This is a genomic window from Streptomyces flavidovirens DSM 40150, from assembly GCF_000429085.1.
Lineage (GTDB): Bacteria > Actinomycetota > Actinomycetes > Streptomycetales > Streptomycetaceae > Streptomyces > Streptomyces flavidovirens.
Genome location: NZ_AUBE01000003.1, coordinates 389031 through 409121 on the forward strand (window position 1 = coordinate 389031; position 20091 = coordinate 409121).

Genomic DNA, 20091 nt, shown 5'->3' on the forward strand with positions numbered 1-20091 from the left:
CTCAGGACCATCAGTGACAACCATCACCCGGAACCACGGGAACCAAGAAGACCCCTCCCCGCACAAAGCCCCCTCGTTTCGCGAGGGGCCGGGTACGCCCGGTACGCTCACCGCCGTGCCACACGCTGATCAGTCCCAAACCACCCAGAAGGACGCCCCGGTGACGTACCCCGGAGCGCCCCGGCCGGTCCAGGTCCGCCCGACACCCCTCGGGGAGCTGGCCGAACGGCTGGGTATCGAGGCCCGAGCCGTCGAGAGCGCAGCCGAGGTCACCGGAATCACGCACGACTCCCGCGCGGTCAGGCCAGGCGATCTGTACGCCGCCCTGCCCGGCGCGCGCCTGCACGGCGCGGACTTCGCCACGCAGGCGGCGGGACTCGGCGCGGCCGCGATCCTCACCGACCCCACCGGCGCCGAGCGGGCCGCGGCCACGGGCCTGCCGGCCCTGGTCGTCGAGGACCCGCGCGGCCGGATGGGTGAGCTCGCCACCGAGATCTACGGCCACCCCGGCGACGCCCTGCTCCAGCTCGGCATCACCGGCACGTCCGGCAAGACCACCACGGCGTACCTCGTCGAGGGCGGTCTGCGGGCGGCCGGCCGGAAGACCGGTCTCATCGGTACGGTCGAGATGCGCATCGGCGACGAGCGCATCAAGTCCGAGCGCACCACCCCCGAGGCCACCGACCTCCAGGCCCTCTTCGCCGTCATGCGCGAACGCGGCGTCGAGGCGGTCGCCATGGAGGTCTCCAGCCACGCGCTGGTGCTCGGCCGGGTCGACGGCTGCGTCTTCGACGTCGCGGTCTTCAACAACCTGAGCCCCGAGCACATGGAATTCCACTCCGACATGGAGGACTACTTCCAGGCGAAGGCACGTCTCTTCAGCCCGGAGCGCAGCAAGGTCGGCGTCGTCAACTTCGACGACGACTACGGCCGCAGGCTCATCACCGAGTCGGGCGTCCCGGTCACCTCCTTCTCCGCCGAGGGCCACCCGGACGCCGACTGGCGCGCCGAGGGCGTCGAAGTCGGCCCGTTCAGCAGTACGTTCACGGTTGCCGGCCCCAGGGGCGAGCGCGTCGCCGCGACCGCCCCGCTGGCAGGGCCCTTCAACGTCGCCAACACGCTCGCCGCGATCGTCACCCTCGCCGTCGCGGGCGTCGACCCGCAGACCGCCGCCGACGGCATCGCCGCAGTCCCCGGCGTACCGGGCCGCCTGGAGCGCGTGGACGAGGGCCAGCCGTACCTCGCCGTCGTCGACTACGCCCACAAGACGGACGCTGTCGAATCGGTCCTGCGCGCCCTGCGCAAGGTCACCGAGGGCGAGCTGCACATCGTGCTCGGCTGCGGCGGCGACCGCGACAAGCAGAAGCGGCCCTCGATGGGCGCCGCGGCCGCCCGCCTCGCCGACACCGCCGTACTGACCTCCGACAACCCGCGCTCCGAGGACCCCCTCGCGATCCTCGCCGCGATGCTCGCGGGCGCCGCCGAGGTGCCCGCGCACGAGCGCGGCGACGTCCTGGTCGACGCCGACCGCGCCTCGGCCATCGCGGCGGCGGTCGCCCGCGCCAAGCCCGGTGACACCGTGCTCGTCGCGGGCAAGGGGCACGAGCAGGGACAGGACCTCGCCGGAGTGGTACGCCCCTTCGACGACCGCCAGGTCCTCCGGGCCGCCATCCGCAGCGCCGGACCGTTCCACGAGGGCGGGGTGACCCGGTGATCGCACTCTCCCTCGCCGAGATCGCCGGAATCACCGGCGGGCAGTCGCACGACATACCGGACAGCGGCCTGAAGGTCACCGGTCCCGTCGTCATCGACTCCCGCGAGGTGCGGCCCGGCAGCCTCTTCGCCGCCTTCGCGGGCGAGCGCGTCGACGGCCACGACTACGCCGAGCAGGCCGTCGCCTCGGGCGCGGCAGCCGTGCTGGCCACCCGGCCCGTCGGCGTACCCGCCATCGTCGTGGACAACGTCACCGAGGCGCTGGGCGCCCTGGCCCGCGCCGTCGTCGAACGGCTCGGCACGAAGGTCGTCGCCCTGACCGGCTCGGCCGGCAAGACGTCCACCAAGGACCTGATCGCCCAGCTCCTGGAGCGCAAGGCCCCCACGGTCTGGACGCCCGGCTCCCTCAACAACGAGATCGGCCTGCCCCTCACCGCCCTGCGCGCCACCGAGGAGACCGAGCACCTGGTCCTCGAAATGGGTGCGCGCGGCATCGGCCACATCCGGTACCTCACCGAGCTGACCCCGCCGCACATCGGCCTCGTACTGAACGTCGGCACCGCCCACATCGGCGAGTTCGGCGGCCGCGAGCAGATCGCCGAGGCCAAGGGCGAGATGGTCGAGGCGCTGCCGGCGGCGGACGCGGGCGGTGTGGCCGTGCTCAACGCCGACGACCAGCTCGTACGGGCCATGGCGTCCCGTACCAAGGCCCGCGTGCTGCTCTTCGGCGAGGCCGCGGATGCTGACGTACGGGCCGAAAATGTCCGGCTCACCGGGAACGGACAGCCGGCCTTCAGCCTTCACACACCCACCGGGTGCAGTGACGTGACCATGCGGCTGTACGGTGAGCACCACGTGTCGAACGCGCTCGCCGCGGCCGCCGTCGCCCATGAGCTGGGCATGTCCGTGGACGAGATCGCCACCGCGCTCTCCGAGGCGGGCACGCTGTCCCGCTGGCGCATGGAGGTCACCGAGCGTCCTGACGGCGTGACGGTCGTCAACGACGCCTACAACGCGAACCCCGAATCCATGCGAGCCGCCCTGCGTGCGCTCGCGGCCATGGGCACGGGGCGTCGTACGTGGGCGGTGCTCGGCCAGATGGCCGAGCTGGGTGACGATTCGCTCGCCGAGCACGACGCGGTCGGACGGCTCGCCGTCCGGCTCAACGTCAGCAAGCTCGTGGCAGTCGGGGGCAGAGAAGCGGCCTGGCTGCAGCTGGGCGCTTACAACGAGGGTTCGTGGGGTGAGGAGTCGGTGCACGTGTCCGACGCGCAAGCGGCGGTCGACCTGTTGCGCAGTGAACTGCGTCCGGGAGACGTCGTGCTGGTGAAGGCTTCCAGGTCGGTCGGTCTCGAGCGGGTCGCCCAGGCGCTCCTCGACCACCGCGCCGAGGGCGAGGTCACCGGCCGATGAGGCAGATCCTCTTCGCGGGAGTGATCGGGCTCTTTCTGACCCTGATCGGTACCCCGCTGCTCATCAAACTGCTGGCCCGCAAGGGGTACGGGCAGTTCATCCGGGACGACGGTCCGCGCGGCCACCACGGCAAGCGCGGCACCCCCACCATGGGCGGCATCGCCTTCATCCTGGCCACGCTCATCGCGTACGCCCTGGCGAAGGTGATCACCGGCGAGAAGCCGAGCGCCTCCGGTCTGCTGGTGCTGTTCCTCATGGCGGGCATGGGCCTGGTCGGCTTCCTCGACGACTACATCAAGATCGTCAAGCAGCGTTCGCTGGGCCTGCGGGCCAAGGCGAAGATGGCCGGACAGCTGATCGTCGGCATCGCTTTCGCCGTCCTGGCCCTGCAGTTCAAGGACGTACGCGGCAACGCCCCGGCGTCCACCAGGCTCTCCTTCGTCCAGGACTTCGGCTGGTCGATCGGGCCGGTGCTGTTCGTGGTCTGGGCGCTGTTCATGATCCTGGCGATGTCGAACGGTGTGAACCTCACCGACGGCCTCGACGGTCTCGCCACCGGCGCCTCCGTGATGGTCTTCGGCGCGTACACCTTCATCGGCCTGTGGCAGTTCCAGGAGTCCTGCGCCGACGCGCCGAGCCTGACCAACCCGGAAGCCTGTTTCGACGTACGAGATCCACTCGACCTGGCGGTCGTCGCCGCCGCCCTCATGGGCGCCTGCTTCGGCTTCCTGTGGTGGAACACCTCGCCCGCCAAGATCTTCATGGGTGACACCGGTTCGCTCGCCCTCGGCGGCGCGCTCGCGGGTCTGGCGATCTGCTCCCGCACCGAGTTCCTGATGGCGCTCCTCGGCGGCCTGTTCGTCCTCATCACGATGTCCGTCGTGATCCAGGTCGGCTCGTTCAAGATGACCGGCAAGCGCGTTTTCAAGATGGCGCCACTCCAGCATCACTTCGAACTCAAGGGCTGGTCCGAAGTCCTTGTGGTGGTCCGCTTCTGGATCATCCAGGGCATGTGCGTGATCATCGGCCTCGGGCTCTTCTACGCGGGCTGGGCGGCCGACAAGTGACAGCAGTGACCTGGACCGGCAAGCGGGTGACCGTCGCGGGTCTTGGCGTCTCCGGGATCCCCGCGGCACGTGTGCTGCGGGGGCTCGGGGCCCACGTCACCGTCGTCAACGACGGCGACGACGAGCGCTCGCGCGCCCAGGCCGCCGAACTCGAAGCCCTGGGCGTCACCGTCCGCCTGGGCGACGGCGCGTCCCTCCCCGAGGGCACCGAGCTGATCGTCACCGCGCCCGGCTGGAAGCCTGACAAGCCGCTCTTCCTGGCCGCCGCGAAGGCGGGCGTGGAGATCTGGGGCGACGTGGAGCTGGCCTGGCGCCTGCGGGGCCCCGACGCGGCTCCCTGGCTCGCGGTCACCGGCACCAACGGCAAGACCACGACCGTACGCATGCTGGCCTCCATCCTGGAGGCCGCCGGGCTGCGTACCGCCGCCGTGGGCAACATCGGCGTATCCCTGCTGGACGCCGTCCTCGGCGACGAGAAGTACGACGTACTGGCCGTCGAGCTCTCCAGCTACCAGCTGCACTGGGCGCCGTCGCTGCGCGCCCACTCCGCGGCCGTGCTGAACCTCGCCCCCGACCACCTCGACTGGCACGGCTCCATGCAGGCGTACGCCGCCGACAAGGGCCGGATCTACGAGGGCAACCAGGTCGCCTGCGTCTACAACGTCCAGGACCCCGCGACCGAGGCCCTGGTCCGCGAGGCCGACGTCCAGGAGGGCTGCCGCGCGATCGGCTTCACCCTCGGCCCGCCCGCGCCCTCCCAACTCGGTGTCGTGGACGGCATCCTGGTCGACCGGGCCTTCGTCGAGAACCGCCAGAAGAACGCCCAGGAGCTCGCGGACGTCTCCGACGTCAACCCGCCCGCCCCGCACAACATCGCCAACGCCCTCGCGGCAGCGGCCCTCGCCCGCGCGTACGGCGTCGAGCCGGCCGCTGTGTGCGACGGCCTGCGGGCCTTTCGCCCCGACGCCCACCGCATCGAGCACGTGGCGGACGTCGGGGGAGTGGATTACGTCGACGACTCCAAGGCGACCAACACCCACGCCGCCGAGGCCTCCCTGGCGGCGTACGACCCCATCGTGTGGGTCGCGGGCGGCCTCGCCAAGGGCGCCACCTTCGACGAGCTCGTCGAGAAGTCGGCAAAGCGACTGCGCGGCGCCGTCCTCATCGGCGCCGACCGCGCCCTGATCCGCGAAGCCCTCGCGCGACACGCGCCCGAAGTACCGGTGGTCGACCTCGACCGGACCGACACTGGGGCGATGTCGGCGGCGGTCCGGGAAGCGGCGCGGCTCGCGCGGCCCGGGGACACGGTCCTGCTGGCCCCGGCCTGCGCCTCCATGGACATGTTCACCAACTACAACAAGCGTGGCGAGGCATTCGCCGACGCCGTACGGGAGTTGGCTCCGGAGCGCGATTAGCGACCGGTCCCCGCGCCGGACCGGTCGGCGCAGCTCAGGAGTGGAGGGGACACCGAGATGTTGGCCGACGACATCGCCCCGCGCGGTCGCACCGTGCTGCGCGGGCGCACAGGGACGGCCGGGACGCGGACCGCCCGCCGTCCCGCCCCCGTGGTACGCCGCCGCGGCACGCTCCTGCCGAGACCGCCCGGCGACGGTCCGCGCCGCCTGTACGAGCGGGCGCGCCGCACCTGGGACCGGCCTCTCACGGCGTACTACCTCATCCTGGGCAGCGCCCTGCTGATCACCGTGCTCGGCCTGGTGATGGTCTACTCCGCCTCGATGATCAAGGCGCTGGAGCTGTCGCTGCCCGCCTCGTACTTCTTCCGCAAGCAGTTCGTCGCGGCGGTCATCGGAACGGCCCTGCTGTTCGCCGCCTCCCGGATGCCCGCCAAGCTGCACCGCGCGCTGTCCTACCCGCTGCTGGCCGTGACCGTCTTCCTGATGGTGCTCGTCCAGATCCCCGGAATAGGGGTGGCCATCGGCGGCAACCAGAACTGGATCTCGCTCGGCGGCCCCTTCATGCTCCAGCCCAGCGAGTTCGGCAAGCTGGCCCTCGTGCTGTGGGGGGCCGACCTGCTCGCCCGCAAGCAGGAGAGGCGACTGCTGACCCAGTGGAAGCACATGCTGGTGCCGCTCGTGCCCGTCGCCTTCCTGCTCCTCGGCCTGATCATGCTCGGCGGCGACATGGGTACGGCGATCCTCCTCACCGCGATCCTCTTCGGTCTGCTGTGGCTCGCGGGGGCGCCCACCCGGCTCTTCGCCGGTGTCCTCGGCTTCGCCGCGCTGGTCGGGTTCGTACTGATCAGCAACAACGCCAACCGGATGTCACGGCTGGCCTGCACCGGCGCGACCGATCTCGGCCCCAAGGGTGAATGCTGGCAGGCGGTGCACGGAATCTATGCTCTCGCCTCAGGCGGATGGTTCGGTTCCGGACTGGGGGCAAGTGTGGAGAAATGGGGGCAACTCCCCGAGCCTCACACGGACTTCATCTTCGCCATCACCGGTGAGGAACTGGGTCTGGCGGGGACGCTGTCCGTACTCGCCCTCTTCGCGGCTCTAGGCTATGCGGGTATCCGCGTGGCCGGACGCACGGAGGACCCCTTCGTGAGGTATGCCGCGGGAGGTGTGACCACCTGGATCACGGCCCAGGCCGTGGTCAACATCGGTGCGGTGCTCGGCCTGCTGCCGATCGCCGGTGTCCCGCTCCCGCTGTTCTCGTACGGGGGCTCCTCATTGCTGCCGACCATGTTCGCCGTAGGGTTGCTGATCGCCTTCGCGCGAGAGGATCCCGCTGCGAAGGCCGCCCTCGCCATGCGAAGGACCGTCCTGAGCAAAGGGGCCGGGGTGAGATGGAAGACAATGAGACGGCGCGTCAAGAAGCGTCCGTCCGGAGAGCGGTGAATTTCGGTGCATGTCGTACTCGCCGGTGGGGGGACCGCCGGCCACATCGAGCCCGCGCTTGCCCTCGCGGACGCACTGCGGAGGCAGGACCCTTCCGTGGGCATCACAGCCCTCGGCACGGAGCGCGGACTTGAGACCAGGCTCGTACCCGAGCGCGGCTACGAACTCGGGCTCATCCCCGCGGTCCCGCTGCCCCGTAAACCCACCCCGGAGCTGATCACCGTCCCCGGGCGGCTGCGCGGCACCATCAAGGCCGCCGAGCAGATCCTGGAGCGTACGAAGGCGGACTGCGTCGTCGGCTTCGGCGGCTACGTCGCCCTGCCCGGCTACCTCGCGGCCAAGCGCCTCGGCGTACCGATCATCGTCCACGAGGCCAACGCCAGGCCGGGCCTGGCCAACAAGATCGGCTCGCGCTACGCGCACGCCGTGGCGGTCTCCACCCCCGACAGCAAGCTGCGCGGCGCCCGCTACATCGGCATCCCGCTGCGCCGCACCATCGCCACCCTCGACCGGGCCCGGGTCCGCCCCGAGGCGCGTGCCGCCTTCGGCCTCGACCCGAACCTGCCGACGCTGCTGGTGTCCGGCGGCTCGCAGGGCGCGCGGCGCCTCAACGAGGTGATCCAGCAGGTCGCGCCGGCGCTCCAGCGCGCCGGCATCCAGATCCTGCACGCGGTCGGCCCCAAGAACGAACTGCCGCGCGTGGACAACATGCCCGGTATGCCGCCGTACATCCCGGTACCGTACGTGGACCGGATGGACCTCGCGTACGCCGCGGCCGACATGATGCTCTGCCGCGCGGGCGCGATGACCGTCGCCGAGCTCTCCGCCGTCGGGCTCCCCGCCGCCTACGTCCCGCTGCCCATCGGCAACGGCGAGCAGCGGCTCAACGCCCAGCCGGTGGTCAACGCCGGAGGCGGCCTGCTGGTCGACGACGCGCAGCTGACACCCGAGTGGGTGCAGAGCCAGGTGCTCCCGGTCCTCGCGGACCCGCACCGGCTGTTCGAGATGTCCCGCGCCGCCGCCGAGTTCGGCCGCCGGGACGCCGACGACCTGCTCGTCGGCATGGTGTACGAGGCGATCGCCGCACGCAGGGCCGGCTGAACGGCCCACCGACGCAGGTGCCAGGAGGCGACAGTCAGTGGCCGGACCGACGACCGCCCAGCGCGGTGAACGACAGGCGCAGGGGTCGTCGGCGGCCCGCCCGCCGCACGGCCGTCCCGGCCGGGCCGGAGCCGGCCGCCGGCTGCGGCTGCCGGGGCGCGGCGCCATGATCCTGGCGCTCGTCCTGGCGGTGCTGCTCACGGCGGGCGCGATCTGGGTGCTCTACGGCTCTTCCTGGCTGCGCGTGGAGCGGGTGAAGACCTCCGGCACGCGGGTTCTGACGTCCGATGAGGTACTGAACGCCGCGGCCGTCCCGGTCGGGGCGCCACTGATTTCAGTCGACACGGATGCCATTGAGGACCGGCTGCGCCGGAAATTGCCCCGAATTGACGCGGTGGAAGTTGTTCGCTCATGGCCGCACGACATCGGTCTGAACGTGACCGAGCGAAAGCCGGTACTGCTGATGAAAAAGGGCGCAAACTTCATCGAAGTGGACGACGAGAGTGTGCGGTTCGCCACGGTCGCCGAGGTGCCCGAGGGCGTGCCGCTGCTGGAACTGGCGTCCGGCGACTCACCGAGCCTGCGCCGCTTCGGCGCGGACCGGCTGCTGCGTGAGGCGGTACGGGTCACGGGCGACCTGCCCGAGTCCGTCGCCCCGCACGTGCGGACCGTCCAGGTCGGCTCGTACGACTCCATCACCCTGGGGCTCGAAGGGGACCGTACTGTCACCTGGGGGAGCGCGGAGCAGGGCGAGGCCAAGGCGCGTGCGCTCGAGGCGCTCATGAAAGCAGCTCCGGCGGCCGGACACTTCAATGTGAGTGCGCCCACCGCCCCCGCCGCGTCAGGGAGTTGACGGTCATACGTGCTGGCCAGCACCCTGGTTGGCCAGCGATATGGGTGATCACATAGGGTGAAAAGAAAAACGGGAGGTTCGGCGTGTTCGTTGAACGTGCGCCACTTGTCGACTTAGTGTCCTGTTCGGAGAGTCCAAAGAACAGACACACTGGTAACCCTAAACTTCACCGTTAGGGTTCGGGTCGGCGTTCGGACCGTCCCAATCGGCATCAGTCGTCGCGGCGCTGCAACCCCGCGGCGGCACGTAACTCGAGGCGAGAGGCCTTCGACGTGGCAGCACCGCAGAACTACCTCGCAGTCATCAAGGTCATCGGTGTCGGCGGCGGTGGTGTCAATGCCATCAACCGAATGATCGAGGTCGGTCTCAAGGGCGTCGAGTTCATCGCGATCAACACCGACGCGCAAGCCCTGTTGATGAGCGACGCCGACGTCAAGCTCGACGTCGGACGTGAACTGACCCGCGGCCTCGGCGCCGGGGCCAACCCGGCAGTCGGCCGCAAGGCGGCAGAGGACCACCGTGAGGAGATCGAGGAGGTCCTCAAGGGGGCCGACATGGTCTTCGTCACCGCCGGCGAAGGCGGTGGCACCGGAACCGGTGGCGCACCCGTCGTCGCCAACATCGCGCGCTCGCTCGGCGCCCTCACGATCGGCGTGGTCACCCGCCCGTTCACCTTCGAGGGCAGGCGCCGGGCGAACCAGGCGGAGGACGGCATCGCCGAACTCCGCGAAGAAGTCGACACGCTCATCGTCATCCCCAACGACCGGCTGCTGTCCATCTCGGACCGCCAGGTCAGCGTGCTGGACGCCTTCAAGTCGGCGGACCAGGTCCTGCTGAGCGGCGTCCAGGGCATCACCGACCTCATCACCACCCCCGGCCTCATCAACCTCGACTTCGCCGACGTCAAGTCGGTCATGTCCGAGGCCGGTTCGGCGCTCATGGGCATCGGTTCGGCGCGCGGCGACGACCGGGCGGTGGCGGCCGCCGAGATGGCGATCTCCTCGCCGCTCCTGGAGGCGTCCATCGACGGCGCCCGTGGCGTGCTGCTCTCCATCTCGGGTGGCTCGGACCTCGGTCTGTTCGAGATCAACGAAGCGGCGCAGCTCGTGAGCGAGGCCGCCCACCCCGAGGCCAACATCATCTTCGGTGCGGTCATCGACGACGCGCTGGGCGACGAGGTACGGGTCACCGTCATCGCCGCGGGCTTCGACGGCGGACAGCCGCCGGCCCGCCGCGAGAACGTGCTCGGCGCCAGCTCGGGTGCGGCCGCCAAGCGCGAGGAGCCCGCGCCGTCCCGGCCCGCGGAGACCTCGCGGCCCGTCGGCGGCATCGGTACGGTTCCGCCGCGCGAGCGCGAGGAGCCCGCCCCGGTCCAGGCCGAGCCCGCGCCGGTGGCCGAGCTGCCGAACACGCCGGTCTCGCCGCCGCACGTACCGCCGGCCCGTCCGTACGACAGCCAGGCCGAAGAGCTGGATGTCCCGGACTTCTTGAAGTGACAGTGCGGCACGACGCGATACACGTGGACGGCGCGCACTTCGCCTTCACCGACAGGTGGGGCGGGGTGAGCGCCGTTCCGTACGAAGAGCTCAACCTCGGCGGCGCGGTCGGCGACGACCCCGCCGCCGTGCGCGGGAACCGGGAACTGGCCGCCAGGTCACTCGGCCTCGACCCGGACCTGGTCGTCTGGATGAACCAGGTGCACGGGCGGGACGTCGCCGTGGTCGAAGGACCGTGGGGCGACGCCGAAGTTCCTTCCGTGGACGCGGTCGTGACCACCCGGCGCGGGCTCGCCCTCGCCGTACTCACCGCGGACTGCACACCCGTTCTGCTGGCCGACCCCGTCGCCGGTGTCGCGGCCGCCGCGCACGCCGGGCGCCCCGGCATGGTCGCGGGGGTCGTTCCCGCCGCAGTCGAGGCGATGATCACACTGGGCGCCGATCCTTCCCGTATCACCGCGCGTACGGGGCCCGCCGTCTGCGGACGCTGCTACGAAGTCCCGGCGCGGATGCGGGACGAGGTCGCGCAGGTGGTGCCCGCGGCGTGGTCGCAGACCAGTTGGGGCACACCGGCCGTCGATGTGAGCGCCGGAGTGCACGCCCAGCTCGAAGCGCTCGGGGTGCGCGACCGGTGGCAGTCGCCGGTGTGCACGCTGGAGTCGGGCGACCACTTCTCGTACCGCCGCGACCGCACCACGGGGCGGCTCGCCGGATATGTCTGGCTAGGGGCCACCTCCGGTGCCCCTGAGGCCACGGGGGCAGGTAGGACATGACGGACCGTAAGCAGCAACTCGCCGCGAATCTGGCGCGGGTGGAGGAACGTATCGCCGCCGCGTGCGCGGCGGCGGGGCGGGCGCGTGACGAGGTGACCCTGATCGTGGTCACCAAGACGTACCCCGCGAGCGATGTGCGTCTGCTCGCCGAACTCGGCGTACGCCACGTCGCGGAGAACAAGGACCAGGAAGCCGCCCCCAAGGCGGCCGAGTCGGCGGACCTGCCGGTCAGCTGGCATTTCGTCGGACAGCTCCAGACCAACAAGGTCCGTTCTGTGGCGAGTTACGCCGATGTGGTGCAGTCCGTGGACCGCGCCAAGCTCGTCACGGCGCTGTCAACCGCGGCGGTACGGGCCGGCCGCGAGCTCGACTGCCTCATCCAGGTCGCCCTCGACGCGGAGTCGGGCGAGCGGGGGGAGCGCGGCGGCGTCGCGCCCGACGGCATCGGGGAGTTGGCCGCGAAGGTGGCCGAAGCACCGGGCCTGAGGCTCGGCGGGCTGATGACCGTCGCGCCGCTCGCCGGACCGTACGCGGGACGTGAACAGGCGGCGTTCGAGCGGCTGATGGAATTCTCATCCACCCTGCGCGCCGCTCATCCTGCTGCGAACATGGTCTCGGCAGGGATGAGTGCGGACCTTGAGCAGGCCGTGGCCGCCGGAGCGACACATGTACGCGTCGGTACTGCGGTGCTCGGAGTCCGACCCCGGCTCGGGTAACGTCGCGAAGCAAGTCGGACCACAGCAGAAAATATGGTCATTCCCACTGATAGGTGGGCGGGCCGAGTGGATCGCGGGCACTTGGTGACGCTGCAACGTTGGCAACAAGGGCGATCCACCACAGAGCGGAGGACTCAGAGAATGGCCGGCGCGATGCGCAAGATGGCGGTCTACCTCGGCCTCGTGGAGGACGATGGGTACGACGGCCGGGGTTTCGATCCCGATGACGATTTCGAGCCCGAGCCGGAGCCCGAGCGGGAGCACCGCCGGCACCAGCCCCCGCACCAGGAGCGGCACGAAGAGCCCGTCCGCGTGGTGCAGCCGCCCGCGCAGCGCGAGCCGGTGCCCCACTCCGTTCCGCTTCCGGCAGAAAGCGGACGACCGGCACGTATCGCCCCCGTGGCATCCATCACACCTGAACGTCCGAACCTGGAGAAGAACGCGCCGGTGATCATGCCCAAGGTTGTGTCCGAGCGGGAGCCCTACCGCATCACCACGCTGCACCCGCGGACCTACAACGAGGCCCGTACCATCGGGGAACACTTCCGCGAGGGCACTCCGGTGATCATGAATCTGACCGAGATGGATGACACGGACGCGAAGCGACTTGTCGACTTTGCCGCGGGACTCGTCTTCGGTCTGCATGGCAGCATTGAACGCGTGACGCAGAAGGTGTTCCTGTTGTCGCCTGCTAACGTCGATGTCACGGCGGAGGACAAGGCCCGTATCGCAGAGGGCGGTTTCTTCAACCAGAGCTGAGACACGACACACGGAACGAAACCCGGCCGGGAGGCCGGAGCCACGAGAGCACGGGGAGAGGGAAGCGCGAGATGAGCGTCGCACTACAGGTGATCTACATCGCGCTGATGTGCTTCCTGATCGTCCTGATCTTCCGGCTGGTCATGGATTACGTCTTCCAGTTCGCGCGCTCATGGGAACCCGGCAAGGCGATGGTGGTCGTTCTGGAGGCCACTTACACTGTCACCGATCCACCGCTCAAGCTTCTGCGGCGGTTCATTCCGCCGCTGCGTCTCGGGGGCGTGGCACTCGACCTGTCCTTCTTCGTTCTGATGATCATCGTTTACATCCTGATCAGCATTGTGGTCAGGCTGTGAGCGATACGGTCTTGCCGACTGCCGACGACTACGTAGAGGTGAAGAAGAGATGCCGTTGACCCCCGAGGACGTGCGGAACAAGCAGTTCACGACCGTCCGCCTCCGAGAAGGCTATGACGAGGACGAGGTCGATGCCTTCCTCGACGAGGTCGAAGCTGAACTGACGCGCCTGCTGCGCGAGAACGAGGATCTGCGCGCGAAGCTGGCCGCCGCGACGCGTGCCGCCGCGCAGAACCAGCAGCAGCAGGGTATGCGCAAGCCGCCGGAGCAGCAGGATCGTCCCGGCGCGCCTGTGCCCGCCGCCATATCCGGTCCGCCGGTCCAGCAGCAGCCGCCGCAGATGGGTCCGCCCCAGCTGCCCGGCGCCCCGCAGCTTCCCGCCGGTCCCAGTGGTCACGGCCAGCAGGGCCAGCACGGCCAGGGTCAGCTCGGTCAGGGCCAGCACGGCCAGGGCCAGCACGGTCCCGGTCCGATGGGGCAGGGTCCCATGGGTCAGGGTCAGATGCAGGGCCAGATGGGCCAGCAGATGGGTCAGGGCCAAATGGGTCAGGGCCAGATGGGCCAGGGTCCCATGGGCGGTCCGATGGGCGGCCCCATGGGCGGCCACGGTCCGCAGCTCCCGCAGCCCGGCCAGGGCCCCGGCGGCGACAGCGCCGCGCGTGTGCTCTCGCTGGCGCAGCAGACCGCCGACCAGGCGATCGCCGAGGCCCGTTCCGAGGCCAACAAGATCGTCGGTGAGGCACGCAGCCGCGCCGAGGGTCTGGAGCGGGACGCCCGTGCGAAGGCGGACGCGCTGGAGCGGGACGCGCAGGAGAAGCACCGTGTGGCGATGGGCTCGCTGGAGTCGGCCCGCGCGACGCTGGAGCGCAAGGTCGAGGACCTGCGCGGCTTCGAGCGCGAGTACCGGACCCGGCTGAAGTCCTACCTGGAGAGCCAGCTGCGTCAGCTGGAGACCCAGGCGGACGACTCGCTGGCTCCGCCGCGGACCCCGGCGACCGCGTCGCTGCCGCCGGCTCCGCAGATGAGCGGGTCGATGGCGCCGGCCGGTGCGGGTGCGATGGGGCACTCCATGGGTGGCAACCCGTCGATGGGCGGCCACGGTGGTCCGTCCTCGAACGGTCCGTCGTACGGCGGCCAGCAGCAGATGTCGCCGGCGATGACTCAGCCGATGGCTCCGGTTCGGCCGCAGGCGCCGCAGCCGATGCAGCAGGCGCCTTCGCCGATGCGCGGGTTCCTGATCGACGAGGACGACAACTGACGGGGGTGCGCGCGCTGAGCGCGTAGCCGTCGGCAGGCTGAGGGCCGGGCCCCGGGGATCTATCCCCGGGGCCCGGCCCTTTCGCGTACGCGCGCGTACGGACGGCGCCTGCGGCGAGCTTGTTCCCCACCCCGCCCCTCCCCGCTGTGACATTGTGCGGCTCCGCCGCGCGAGGGGCGCCGCCCCAGACCCCGGTCCTCAAACGCCGGACGGGCTGAGTATGCCAGGGGTGCTGCCGGGGGTCCGCCCCGGACCCCGGTCCTCAAACGCCGGACGGGCTGAGGTGGCCGGGGTGGGTTGCTGGGGTTCCGGCCTGGGCCGGCTGAGAGTTGCCGCTGTGCGGCAATTCCAGCCCGTCCGGCGTTTGAGGACGCGCCCGTAGGGCGTTCGGGGTCTGGGGCTTGCCCCAGGTCGGGGAGGGGCGGGTCGGGGAAACGTGAACGGGCCCGGTCGACACTCACGTCGGCCGGGCCCGTTCGCTGGAGGTTACGCCTCGGCCTTGCGGAGGCGGAAGGTCAGGGACAGCCCCTCGTCCGTGAAGGGGGCGCCGTACGTGGCGTCCGCTTCCGACGAGGCGAAGTCCAGGGCCAGGACCTCGTCCGCGATCAGGGCCGCGTGCTCGGACAGGGCCGCCGCCGTCTCCGGGGAGTCCGCCGACCAGCGGACCGCGATGCGGTCCGCGACGTCCAGGCCGCTGTTCTTGCGCGCCTCCTGGATCAGGCGGATCGCGTCACGTGCCAGGCCCGCGCGCCGCAGCTCCGGGGTGATCTCCAGGTCGAGCGCGACCGTCGCGCCCGAGTCGGAGGCCACCGACCAGCCCTCACGCGGCGTCTCGGTGATGATCACCTCGTCGGGGGAGAGGGAGACCGTCTCGCCGTCGACCGCGACCGTCGCCGTTCCCTCGCGCAGGGCCAGGGAGAGCGCCGCCGCGTCCGCCTCCGCCACCGCCTTGGCCACCGCCTGGACGCCCTTGCCGAAGCGCTTGCCCAGCGCGCGGAAGTTCGCCTTGGCGGTGGTGTCGACCAGGGAGCCGCCCACCTCCGAGAGGGAGGCGAGCGAGGAGACGTTCAGCTCCTCGGTGATCTGGGCCTGGAGCTCCGGAGTCAGGGACTCGAAGCCCGAGGCCGCCACCAGAGCGCGCGACAGTGGCTGGCGGGTCTTGACGCCCGACTCCGCGCGCGTCGCGCGGCCCAGCTCGACGAGGCGGCGTACCAGCGCCATCTGCTGGGAGAGGGTGGGGTCGATGGCGGTCAGGTCGGGCTCGGGCCAGGTGGAGAGGTGGACCGACTCCGGGGCGCCGGGGGTGACGGGCACGATCATGTCCTGCCAGACCCGCTCGGTGATGAACGGGGTGAGCGGGGCCATCAGGCGGGTGACCGTCTCCACCACGTCGTGCAGGGTCCGCAGCGCCGCCTTGTCGCCCTGCCAGAAGCGGCGGCGGGAGCGGCGTACGTACCAGTTCGAGAGGTCGTCGACGAAGGCGGAGAGGAGCTTGCCCGCCCGCTGGGTGTCGTACGACTCCAGGGACTGGGTGACCTGGTCCGTCAGGGCGTGGAGCTCGGACAGGAGCCAGCGGTCCAGGACCGGGCGGTCCGCCGGAGCCGGGTCCGCGGCGCTGGGGGCCCAGTTCGACGTACGGGCGTACAGGGCCTGGAAGGCGACCGTGTTCCAGTACGTGAGGAGGGTTTTCCTCACCACCTCCTGGATCGTGCTGTGGCCTACTCGGCGCGCCGCCCACGGCGAGCCGCCGGCCGCCATGAACCAGCGGACCGCGTCGGCGCCGTGCTGGTCCATGAGCGGGATGGGCTGGAGGATGTTGCCGAGGTGCTTCGACATCTTCCGGCCGTCCTCGGCGAGGATGTGGCCCAGGCAGACGACGTTCTCGTACGACGACTTGTCGAAGACCAGCGTGCCCACCGCCATGAGCGTGTAGAACCAGCCGCGGGTCTGGTCGATCGCCTCCGAGATGAACTGCGCCGGGTAGCGCTGCTCGAAGAGCTCCTTGTTCTCGTACGGGTAGCCGTACTGCGCGAACGGCATCGAGCCCGAGTCGTACCAGGCGTCGATCACCTCGGGAACGCGCATCGCGGTCAGCGAGCAGCCCTCGCCGGTGCAGGGGAAGGTGACCGCGTCGATGTACGGGCGGTGCGGGTCCAGGGACGACTGGTCGGTGCCGGTGAGGTCCGAGAGCTCGGCCAGCGAACCCACGCACGTGAGGTGGTTGTCCTCGCAGCGCCAGATGGGCAGCGGGGTGCCCCAGTAGCGGTTGCGGGACAGCGCCCAGTCGATGTTGTTGTTCAGCCAGTCGCCGAAGCGGCCCTGCTTCACCGACTCCGGGAACCAGTTCGTCTTCTCGTTCTCGCGCAGCATCGCGTCCTTGACCGCGGTGGTCCTGATGTACCAGGACGGCTGTGCGTAGTAGAGGAGCGCGGTGTGGCAGCGCCAGCAGTGCGGGTAGCTGTGCTCGTACGGGGTGTGGCGGAAGAGCACACCGCGCGTGTCCAGGTCCGCGGTGAGGGCCTCGTCGGCCTTCTTGAAGAACTGGCCGCCGACGAGGGCGAGTTCCGGGGCGAAGGTGCCGTCGGGGAGCACCGGGTTGACGACCGGCAGGCCGTACGCCCGGCAGGTCCTGAGGTCGTCCTCACCGAAGGCGGGGGCCTGGTGGACCAGACCCGTGCCGTCCTCCGTCGTCACGTAGTCGGCGTTCACCACGAAGTGGGCCGGCTCCGGGAACTCCACGAGGGCGAAGGGGCGCTCGTACGTCCAGCGCTCCATCTCCGCGCCGGTGAAGGTCCGGCCCGTCGCCTCCCAGCCCTCGCCGAGGGACTTTTCGAGGAGGGGCTGGGCCACGACCAGCTTCTCCTCGCCGTTCGTCGCCACGGCGTACGTCACGTCGGGGTGGGCCGCCACCGCCGTGTTGGACACCAGGGTCCAGGGGGTCGTCGTCCAGATCAGCAGCGCCGCCTCGCCCGCGAGCGGGCCCGAGGTGAGGGGGAAGCGGACGAAGACGGAAGGGTCTACGACCGTCTCGTAACCCTGCGCCAGCTCGTGGTCGGACAGGCCGGTGCCGCAGCGGGGGCACCAGGGGGCGACGCGGTGATCCTGGACCAGCAGGTCCTTGTTGAAGATCTCCTTCAGCGACCACCAGACGGACTGGACGTACGACGGGTCCATGGTCCGGTACGCGTCGTCGAGGTCGACCCAGTAGCCCATGCGGGTCGTGAGCTCGGCGAAGGCGTCGGTGTGGCGGGTCACCGACTCGCGGCACTTCGCGTTGAACTCCGCGATGCCGTACTCCTCGATGTCCTTCTTGCCGTTGAAGCCCAGTTCCTTCTCGACGGCGAGCTCGACCGGCAGGCCGTGGCAGTCCCAGCCGGCCTTGCGGGCGACGTGGTAGCCGCGCATGGTGCGAAAGCGCGGGAAGACGTCCTTGAAGACGCGGGCCTCGATGTGGTGCGCGCCCGGCATGCCGTTGGCGGTGGGCGGGCCCTCGTAGAACACCCACTCCGGGCGTCCCTCGGACTGTTCGAGACTCTTCGAGAAGACCTTGTTCTCGCGCCAGAAATCGAGCACGGCGTGCTCGAGCGCGGGAAGGTCGACCTGGGCGGGCACCTGGCGGTACAGCGACATCGATTCCTCCGGCGGACTGTGACTTCCGTCGGAGGGACGAGAGCGCTGGGCTCCCGCGGTACCACCCTCCTTGGCCCCGGGCGGCGCCCGTGACCCCCTCATTGGGGCAGCGATGCCGGTTCTACTGGCCTTGCGTCCGTGGGCGGAGCCCACGGGTTCAAAGCTTTCTTCCGGCGGCTCAGGGGTGATGCTTCACGCCGCGCTCGCCGCCGGGCTCACACCGTCCCCGGATCGCTCTTGGCTGCGTACGACGCTACTCGTCCCCTTCGAGGCCTTTCGCTGCGCCCAGTGTACGGGCCGGGGGACTGCGCGGCCGCCGGGTTTTCGCGCGGCGCCGGAGCGTACGCCGATAACCCGAATGGCCATACGCCGTCCTGCGGACTCCGCCCGCGCCCGCCGGAGCGGATTACCGGGCGGAGAGCTGGGCACAACCGATGCAGGCTCAGCGTGTCCGGCGTGCGGCGGGGCCGAACCGGCGGCGTGCCCCGTTGCCGCGGGGCTGGGGTCGACTTATCGTCCCAGCACGATGCGCGAGCAAGATCACAATATGTGAAGGGGCTGCGGCCATGGTGGCTAAGAAGACCGCCGCACAGAGCGCAGACGGGACCGGCGCGGCGGAGAACGACGCCGTCGCGAAGAAGGCCGTCGCGAAGAAGGCCGCTGTCAAGAAGACCACCGCCAAGAAGACCACCGCGAAGAAAACTGTCGCCAAGAAGACCGCTGCGAAGAAGACCGTCGCGAAGAAGACTGTCGCCAAGAAGACCGCCGCGAAGAAGGCGGCGCCGGCCAAGACGGCCAAAAAGGCACCTGCCGAGAAGAAGGCGGCTGCGAAGAAGGCCGCTCCTGCGGCCATGGGGGCGGCCCAGGCCGCGGAAGAGACAGGAGCCAAGACGGTGGTTGCGAAGAAGACGGCGAACAGGACCACGGCCGCCAAGAAGGCGGTCCCGGTCACGGCGACGGCGGTCCCCACGACCGGTACGGTCGCCCCGGCGGCCCCCGACGAGCTCGCGGTCCGGCCGGGCGAGGACCCGTGGACCCCGCAGGAGGTCGCCGAGGCGCGGGCCGAGCTGGAGAAGGACGTCGCCGGGCTGAGGGCCGAGATCACCGCGTCGCAGGAGGCGGTGACCGGGCTGATGCGGGACTCCGGCGACGGCGCGGGCGACGACCAGGCCGACACCGGGACCAAGAACATCTCGCGGGAGTACGAGCTGGCACTGGCGGCCAGCGCCCGCGAGCGCCTGGAACAGACCGAGCGGGCCCTGGAGCGGCTGGACGCGGGGACGTACGGGCTCTGTGAGGTCTGCGGACAGCCGATCGGCAAAGCGCGCATGCAGGCCTTCCCGCGTGCCACGCTGTGTGTGGAGGACAAGCAGAAGCAGGAGCGCCGTTACTGACACCGCCACCGGGATCACCAGCGGTCACCGGGGCTGTCCGTACGTGTGTGCCGTACCCTCGTCCTCAGTCAGGAACCTAGGTTGAGGGACTCACGTGGCAGAGGCGGAGCGCATCATCGGTACGCCGGATACCCCCCGGGCCGGGGGAACCGAGCCGGAGGAGTCCTCCGATGCGGCGGCCCCCGACGAGCAGCCGGCGGGCAGGGGCAGGCGGAGGATCGCTGTGCTGTTCACCGTGGCTCTCGTGGCCTACCTGCTCGATCTGAGCAGCAAAATGCTCGTGGTGGCCAAGCTGGAGCACCACGAGCCGATCGCGGTCATCGGTGACCTGCTGAGGTTCGAGGCGATCAGGAACGCGGGCGCCGCGTTCGGCATCGGTGAGGCATTCACCGTCATCTTCACGGCCATCGCCGCCTGCGTGATCGTCGTGATCGCTCGGCTCGCGCGCAAGCTCTACAGCCTGCCCTGGGCCATCGCGCTCGGCCTGCTGCTCGGCGGCGCGCTCGGCAACCTCACCGACCGGATCTTCCGCTCACCCGGAGTCTTCAAGGGCGCCGTGGTGGACTTCATCGCTCCGGCGAACTTCGCGGTCTTCAACCTCGCGGACTCCGCGATCGTGTGCGGCGGCATTCTGATTGTGATCCTGTCGTTCCGGGGGCTGGACCCGGACGGGACCGTTCACAAGGACTGACAAGGCATACTCG

At 70.3% G+C, this 20091-nt stretch carries 16 protein-coding genes; 15 read left to right on the plus strand and 1 reads right to left on the minus strand.

Annotation, left to right across the window (positions count from 1 at the left end; all coding sequences use genetic code 11):
• Positions 1-13: 13 nt before the first annotated feature.
• The 13 genes from G412_RS0107000 (at position 14) to G412_RS33560 (ending at position 14363) form a co-directional block, all read left to right on the plus strand.
• The gene (locus tag G412_RS0107000) at positions 14-1714 is read left to right on the plus strand and encodes a UDP-N-acetylmuramoyl-L-alanyl-D-glutamate--2,6-diaminopimelate ligase (protein ID WP_037647908.1); all 1701 of its coding nucleotides are present in this window, start codon (positions 14-16) and stop codon (positions 1712-1714) included.
• Positions 1711-3126 carry a UDP-N-acetylmuramoyl-tripeptide--D-alanyl-D-alanine ligase gene (locus G412_RS0107005; protein WP_028811454.1) on the plus strand — a complete coding sequence of 472 codons (1416 nt, stop codon included), beginning with the start codon at positions 1711-1713 and terminating at the stop codon, positions 3124-3126. The genes G412_RS0107000 and G412_RS0107005 overlap by 4 nt, the downstream gene beginning before the upstream one ends.
• Positions 3123-4193 (plus strand): phospho-N-acetylmuramoyl-pentapeptide-transferase, encoded by a 1071-nt coding sequence (gene mraY, locus G412_RS0107010; protein WP_028811455.1) that lies wholly within the window; start codon positions 3123-3125, stop codon positions 4191-4193. The genes G412_RS0107005 and mraY overlap by 4 nt, the downstream gene beginning before the upstream one ends.
• Entirely contained in the window at positions 4190-5608 is a 1419-nt protein-coding gene (gene murD, locus G412_RS0107015; protein WP_028811456.1) for a UDP-N-acetylmuramoyl-L-alanine--D-glutamate ligase, read from the plus strand. Before mraY ends, murD begins: the two co-directional genes overlap by 4 nt.
• Positions 5609-5665: 57 nt before the next feature.
• Complete coding sequence (ftsW, locus tag G412_RS0107020) at positions 5666-7051, plus strand: putative lipid II flippase FtsW (RefSeq protein WP_244282869.1); 1386 nt, start codon at positions 5666-5668, stop codon at positions 7049-7051.
• A gap of 6 nt (positions 7052-7057) precedes the next feature.
• Positions 7058-8152: an undecaprenyldiphospho-muramoylpentapeptide beta-N-acetylglucosaminyltransferase gene (gene murG / locus G412_RS0107025; RefSeq protein WP_028811458.1), complete on the plus strand. Its 1095-nt coding sequence runs from the start codon at positions 7058-7060 to the stop codon at positions 8150-8152.
• Between the two features lie 37 nt (positions 8153-8189).
• Positions 8190-9005 carry a cell division protein FtsQ/DivIB gene (locus tag G412_RS0107030; protein WP_028811459.1) on the plus strand — a complete coding sequence of 272 codons (816 nt, stop codon included), beginning with the start codon at positions 8190-8192 and terminating at the stop codon, positions 9003-9005.
• 272 nt (positions 9006-9277) lie between these two features.
• The gene (gene ftsZ, locus G412_RS0107035) at positions 9278-10501 is read left to right on the plus strand and encodes a cell division protein FtsZ (RefSeq protein WP_028811460.1); all 1224 of its coding nucleotides are present in this window, start codon (positions 9278-9280) and stop codon (positions 10499-10501) included.
• Positions 10502-10524: 23 nt separating this feature from the next.
• Positions 10525-11274, plus strand: coding sequence for a peptidoglycan editing factor PgeF (gene pgeF, locus G412_RS0107040; protein ID WP_051338191.1), 750 nt, complete (start codon positions 10525-10527; stop codon positions 11272-11274).
• Positions 11271-11990, plus strand: coding sequence for a YggS family pyridoxal phosphate-dependent enzyme (locus G412_RS0107045; protein ID WP_028811462.1), 720 nt, complete (start codon positions 11271-11273; stop codon positions 11988-11990). The genes pgeF and G412_RS0107045 overlap by 4 nt, the downstream gene beginning before the upstream one ends.
• A gap of 141 nt (positions 11991-12131) precedes the next feature.
• Positions 12132-12749: a cell division protein SepF gene (locus tag G412_RS0107050; RefSeq protein ID WP_028811463.1), complete on the plus strand. Its 618-nt coding sequence runs from the start codon at positions 12132-12134 to the stop codon at positions 12747-12749.
• Positions 12750-12820: 71 nt separating this feature from the next.
• Entirely contained in the window at positions 12821-13105 is a 285-nt protein-coding gene (locus tag G412_RS0107055) for a YggT family protein (RefSeq protein WP_028811464.1), read from the plus strand.
• 49 nt (positions 13106-13154) lie between these two features.
• Entirely contained in the window at positions 13155-14363 is a 1209-nt protein-coding gene (locus G412_RS33560; protein ID WP_037647912.1) for a DivIVA domain-containing protein, read from the plus strand.
• 486 nt (positions 14364-14849) lie between these two features.
• Here G412_RS33560 and ileS read toward each other — a convergent pair whose 3' ends face one another.
• Positions 14850-17993 carry an isoleucine--tRNA ligase gene (gene ileS / locus G412_RS0107075; protein WP_028811467.1) on the minus strand — a complete coding sequence of 1048 codons (3144 nt, stop codon included), beginning with the start codon at positions 17991-17993 and terminating at the stop codon, positions 14850-14852.
• A 566-nt stretch (positions 17994-18559) separates the two neighbouring features.
• Here ileS and G412_RS0107080 point away from each other — a divergent pair.
• Positions 18560-19387 (plus strand): TraR/DksA family transcriptional regulator, encoded by an 828-nt coding sequence (locus G412_RS0107080; RefSeq protein ID WP_028811468.1) that lies wholly within the window; start codon positions 18560-18562, stop codon positions 19385-19387.
• Between the two features lie 94 nt (positions 19388-19481).
• Positions 19482-20078: a signal peptidase II gene (lspA, locus tag G412_RS0107085; protein ID WP_028811469.1), complete on the plus strand. Its 597-nt coding sequence runs from the start codon at positions 19482-19484 to the stop codon at positions 20076-20078.
• Positions 20079-20091: the final 13 nt, after the last annotated feature.

Coding starts and splice junctions, on each gene's coding strand:
- mraY (WP_028811455.1), top strand. CDS start 3,123: ATGAGGCAGATCCTCTTCGCGGGAGTGATCGGGCTCTTTCTGACCCTG.
- ftsW (WP_244282869.1), top strand. CDS start 5,666: ATGTTGGCCGACGACATCGCCCCGCGCGGTCGCACCGTGCTGCGCGGG.
- G412_RS0107045 (WP_028811462.1), top strand. CDS start 11,271: ATGACGGACCGTAAGCAGCAACTCGCCGCGAATCTGGCGCGGGTGGAG.
- G412_RS0107050 (WP_028811463.1), top strand. CDS start 12,132: ATGGCCGGCGCGATGCGCAAGATGGCGGTCTACCTCGGCCTCGTGGAG.
- G412_RS0107055 (WP_028811464.1), top strand. CDS start 12,821: ATGAGCGTCGCACTACAGGTGATCTACATCGCGCTGATGTGCTTCCTG.
- G412_RS33560 (WP_037647912.1), top strand. CDS start 13,155: ATGCCGTTGACCCCCGAGGACGTGCGGAACAAGCAGTTCACGACCGTC.
- ileS (WP_028811467.1), bottom strand. CDS start 17,993: ATGTCGCTGTACCGCCAGGTGCCCGCCCAGGTCGACCTTCCCGCGCTC.
- G412_RS0107080 (WP_028811468.1), top strand. CDS start 18,560: ATGGTGGCTAAGAAGACCGCCGCACAGAGCGCAGACGGGACCGGCGCG.